7 protein-coding genes and 1 pseudogene are annotated in these 3,970 nt (G+C 57.8%); 1 reads left to right on the forward strand and 7 read right to left on the reverse strand.

What is annotated here, in order from left to right:
* Positions 1 to 169: pseudogene (locus tag WS68_RS28510) on the forward strand (IS481 family transposase); the annotation flags it as partial.
* A 46-nt stretch (positions 170 to 215) separates the two neighbouring features.
* On the opposite strand, the gene WS68_RS20990 reads toward WS68_RS28510, so the two are convergent.
* From WS68_RS20990 to WS68_RS28520, 7 genes are read right to left on the reverse strand one after another with little or no spacing between them, the layout of a single operon-like run.
* Entirely contained in the window at positions 216 to 752 is a 537-nt protein-coding gene (locus tag WS68_RS20990; protein ID WP_059572591.1) for a hypothetical protein, read from the reverse strand.
* A 49-nt stretch (positions 753 to 801) separates the two neighbouring features.
* Positions 802 to 1,854 carry a recombinase RecT gene (locus WS68_RS20995; protein ID WP_059572592.1) on the reverse strand — a complete coding sequence of 351 codons (1,053 nt, stop codon included), beginning with the start codon at positions 1,852 to 1,854 and terminating at the stop codon, positions 802 to 804.
* Between the two features lie 2 nt (positions 1,855 to 1,856).
* Positions 1,857 to 2,342, reverse strand: a complete 486-nt coding sequence (locus WS68_RS26620) for an HNH endonuclease signature motif containing protein (protein ID WP_082710194.1) — start codon at positions 2,340 to 2,342, stop codon at positions 1,857 to 1,859.
* Complete coding sequence (locus WS68_RS21005; protein ID WP_059572595.1) at positions 2,327 to 3,148, reverse strand: PD-(D/E)XK nuclease-like domain-containing protein; 822 nt, start codon at positions 3,146 to 3,148, stop codon at positions 2,327 to 2,329. Before WS68_RS21005 ends, WS68_RS26620 begins: the two co-directional genes overlap by 16 nt.
* Positions 3,148 to 3,318, reverse strand: coding sequence for a hypothetical protein (locus WS68_RS28515; protein WP_197419651.1), 171 nt, complete (start codon positions 3,316 to 3,318; stop codon positions 3,148 to 3,150). Before WS68_RS28515 ends, WS68_RS21005 begins: the two co-directional genes overlap by 1 nt.
* A gap of 3 nt (positions 3,319 to 3,321) precedes the next feature.
* On the reverse strand, positions 3,322 to 3,531 hold the full coding sequence (locus WS68_RS21010) for a hypothetical protein (protein ID WP_059572594.1): 210 nt from the start codon (positions 3,529 to 3,531) through the stop codon (positions 3,322 to 3,324).
* Positions 3,528 to 3,668: a hypothetical protein gene (locus WS68_RS28520; protein WP_197419652.1), complete on the reverse strand. Its 141-nt coding sequence runs from the start codon at positions 3,666 to 3,668 to the stop codon at positions 3,528 to 3,530. The genes WS68_RS21010 and WS68_RS28520 overlap by 4 nt, the downstream gene beginning before the upstream one ends.
* Between the last annotated feature and the right edge of the window lie 302 nt (positions 3,669 to 3,970).

The following is a 3,970-nucleotide window of genomic DNA, read 5'->3' on the forward strand; positions in this document are numbered from 1 at the left end:
CAAGAAGATCTACGACTCGATCGCCACCTTGCAGACGGACCTTGATGCGTGGCTCGACCAGTACAACAATGAACGAGAGCATCAGGGGCGCTGGTGTTACGGCAAGACGCCGATGCGCACTTTCCTCGATTCGCTCGATCTCGCCAAGGAGAAACTCATCCCCCATTGACGACTCGTACTTTGTCGGCCCGACTACCTGTCAGATCAAGTCCCGGCTAATACACGTAATCGGTATCAACAGGCTCGCCAAACAATCCGGGCTCGACGTAGTTGTCCGGTGGCGTGAGCGTGATGCCGATTTCCTGTTGCAACCGCGTCGCGATTTTCCCGTGATCAATCTCATCCTTGGGGTGCGCGTTCACCTTGAACGACACTTCCACCGAGCCGCCCTCCTGGGTGACGAATGCGATTTCCTTGATCTCGCACTCAGCCAGCAAGACGTCTTCGGCGCCCGATGCACCGATGTGAAAACGCAGCAGGTATCCCGGATAGCTCCTGTCCCAGCGCATATTGCGCAGCTGCGGGAATCGCAGTTCGGTCAGCCCTGCGTGCTCCATCGGAAGCTCACCAGGTTTCGGCTGTGGCTTTCGATACAGCATCGGCCGCAGTGCGACGTCGAATTGATCAAGCAATTCGCCACCGCTGACCAGCGTCAAGCCGATAGAGATCGCTGGCTCGCGTGCGTTGCCGTGCTTCTCCGACCGGTTTGTGCAAGAAGTGATCTTGGCGAGCGTGTCTTGAACGTTGAACATGCAGCGCTCCTTGGAATAAATCCGGAATAAATTGCTACTGCTTTTGTTGTTACGCGCCGAGAAGCACTTCGCGACGATCCTCGAATGCTTGTTGAAGTTTTACGTACTCGGCTCCTGGCAGGTCGCGTGCGCTGTCCATCACGAGGTCGAGGATTTCTGCGCTTTCGGCTTTCTGAATCTGACTGAGCAGGTCGTCGTAGGTGTGGAGCATCGCGTCGGCTTGCTGCCGGCGCTGATCGGTCAGGCCGGCCGGCGGATCGATTTCGCCGCCGTCGTCTTGCTCATCGTCAGTCGGCGTGATGTAGTCGCCGTCGAGCACAGTGTCGAGCGCCTGCGAGCGACCTGCCGTGCCGATGTCATCGATTGCAGCCGCGCTGGCGAGTTCGATGCTGACCGGCAAATACTTGAACAGGCGGCGAAGAACCGTCTTGCGGCCCATTTCCTCGTAGTGCTGCCCCCAGACGGTCTTTTCCTTGTCGCGCGCGAACTTGTAGTTCTGGCTGGCGTCGCGTATCTCGTTGACCTGCTCTTTGCTCATGACCTCGAACGCATGGCCGCCGCCAACTAGCTTCGCAATCGCGTAGAACGCGATCACGTCGCCACGCGCGGACATGGCCGGCTTGTGCTCGAGCTTCTCGTCGAGGCCGAACGCATAGTCGAAGTGATCGTGCTCGTGTACCGCGTGTGCGGCGATGCTGACGACCTGACCCGAACGACGTGCGAGGTCGATGAGTCCCTTGTAACCGATGACGATCTGCGTCTCGACCTTGTCCGTTACCCACTGGTTGCCGACCTTCTTCTTTTTTTCGAACGGGATCAGATAAGCGTGGCCGAGCGGCGTGTTCGGTTCGAGGCCCAGCTGCGAGCACTGCACGACCGCGCCCATCAACGATTCGACCGTGCACTCCATCAACTTCGGCGTCGTGCGCAGCGCGCCGAGCGCGATTTTCAGCATGCGCTCCGGACTCACGTGTCGCGGCAACACTGCGGCCAGCGTTGCTTTCTGCGACTCGAAGAAGGCCTTGACGCTGCCGATACCGGCGTCGCGCGCAACCATCTTCGATGTCTGTTTGAGTTGAGTCAGGTTCGTTGTCGTTGCCATCTTTACGCCTCCAGTGAATGGTGAATTTCTTTGGCTCGCAGATAGGCTTCGCGAGCCTCTTCCGGGGTTTGAAAGCACCCGAGATGGAGCTCACGTCCGTTAGCACGGATTTGCGCAATGAACTTTTCTCCGCGCCGATGGACGCCAAGAATCCCGAGCTTGTTGGTGATGCGCGCGCGTCGAATGTTTCTGTTATTCAGCGAACGATCGGCTTCACGCAGGTTCGAAATCGCATTATTCGAGCGATTTCCATCGATATGATCTATCTCGCGTGCCGGCCATGATCCATGCATATAGAGCCATGCCAAGCGGTGTGCAGCATATCGAACACCATCGACCGAAATCTGGATGTACCCTTTGCCGTTATTTGATCCGGCTACCATGCCCGCCTTTACGGCACGCATGCTTTTCTGCCAACTAAAAGCCCCGGTGAATTCGTCATAAAACAAAAGTTCACGTACGCGGCTGGCATTTACATCTCGTCGCATGCTGCCTCCATTGCATAGGCGGGAAGTCGAATCAATTCGATTTCGGAGCCGTATCCTGGCCACTGACCCGTGCGTTCGCAATGAGCGAGAGTGGAAAGATTGCGCCGGTATTTTGTGCGACCGGCTTCCTCACTTTCCGAATCAAACATCATCGCGTGCGCTGCGAATGGCCACTCTGTTTCGACGGCAACGAAGAGGAACGCGAGCACATCGCTTCCACTCGCCGCGGCATAGCCATCCGAGTAATAGGAAGCTTGTACGTCGTACCTTTTTCTAGCAGCCTGTCGGCGAAACTCAGCAGGCGATGCGCTGCTATAGGTCTTCACGTCTACCAAGATCACGCCGGAGTCGGTTGCGTCATGCACCCAGTCCGGCCGACAACGGCACGCTACGCCTGTCGCTGGATCGGTCCAGAACGCCGACACCTCTGCACGGCCGCGCGACAGAGCCTCGCGAATCTCCGGCAGCGCGCGCACGGAATCGGATTGCCTCCATGCTGCGTCGTACTGATCCCGCTGAATGGCGATGCGATCCTGATTTGCCTCGATAAATTCTTTCCAGACCTTCGTATTACGGTTCACGCTAGGCCCGAGCACGTAGCGCTTGTCGAACTCATCCGGTTCGAGGATCGCGCAGTGCGCCAATGCGCCTTCCAGTTGCCCCGTCTTGAGTTGACGAGCGGGACGATTTGGGTCGCGATGCAGCGCCCAAAAATGCGCAGGTGACACATTGATCGTGTCGAGTTGCGATTTGCTCACGGCCGAGTGTGCGTGATAATCGTTGATGTCGAGGCGTTCGATCAGCATCACGCGCCCCACGCGCCCCACGCGCCACGCGGCGCCTCAGGTGCGGTGCCGAGATACGCAATCCCGACCGCGCACACGAACGCGATGACGATCGCGACGAGAATCCCTGCGACCGGGCTACGCTCGAACAGACGGTCGAGCGCCACGCAGAGGTAGGTGATCGGGTTCATGCGTCACGCTCCGGTGCCAACGCGTAAATACCAATGCGCTGCATCATTCGGGCAAGTACTCAGGTTGTACTTCTCGATGAACTGCTCGGCAGCCGTTTCCAGCGTTGCGAACCATGCGCCGTCCGACATATCGTCGAAGTCGTGCGCAGCCATCCAGCCGAGGAATTCGTCGCGCAGATGGTCGGGGATGAGTTTATTTTTCTTGCGGCTCATTTTGCGACTCCAGAGAGAAGTTCGTACGCCGGCGCGACGCCGCACGCAATCAGGTAAAGCGCGCCGAGTACCGCGAGCGGGAACCAGTCGCGCGATACAACCGATCGGCTGTAACTGCCAATGTTGACCGCGTTCATTGCCACACCATCCCTTTTGTTTGCCAGTCGATTTGCTCAGTCCGCACGTGGATGCGATGACCGTCGCGGCATACGTATTCGACGAGCATCAGGACTGCGTACTGAAGGTAGAAAAACGAGGTCACGTAGCCGGCGCGCATATCAGGCCCCCATAGCGTTACGCCACCGCATTCGCTGCGAGAAACTCCTCGCACCATTCCAACGCTTGCTTCGATGCCGGATTGGTGAATCGGCCCGGGTTTTTCGGAGACCTCAACCTTTGAGAGAATGGGGTCATGGAAACCTTAAAACCTGAAAGCAAT

This window comes from Burkholderia sp. TSV86, from assembly GCF_001522865.1.
Taxonomy (GTDB): domain Bacteria; phylum Pseudomonadota; class Gammaproteobacteria; order Burkholderiales; family Burkholderiaceae; genus Burkholderia.

Coding starts and splice junctions, on each gene's coding strand:
- WS68_RS28520 (WP_197419652.1), bottom strand. CDS start 3,668: ATGAACGCGGTCAACATTGGCAGTTACAGCCGATCGGTTGTATCGCGC.
- WS68_RS21005 (WP_059572595.1), bottom strand. CDS start 3,148: ATGCTGATCGAACGCCTCGACATCAACGATTATCACGCACACTCGGCC.
- WS68_RS26620 (WP_082710194.1), bottom strand. CDS start 2,342: ATGCGACGAGATGTAAATGCCAGCCGCGTACGTGAACTTTTGTTTTAT.
- WS68_RS28515 (WP_197419651.1), bottom strand. CDS start 3,318: ATGAACCCGATCACCTACCTCTGCGTGGCGCTCGACCGTCTGTTCGAG.
- WS68_RS20990 (WP_059572591.1), bottom strand. CDS start 752: ATGTTCAACGTTCAAGACACGCTCGCCAAGATCACTTCTTGCACAAAC.
- WS68_RS20995 (WP_059572592.1), bottom strand. CDS start 1,854: ATGGCAACGACAACGAACCTGACTCAACTCAAACAGACATCGAAGATG.
- WS68_RS21010 (WP_059572594.1), bottom strand. CDS start 3,531: ATGAGCCGCAAGAAAAATAAACTCATCCCCGACCATCTGCGCGACGAA.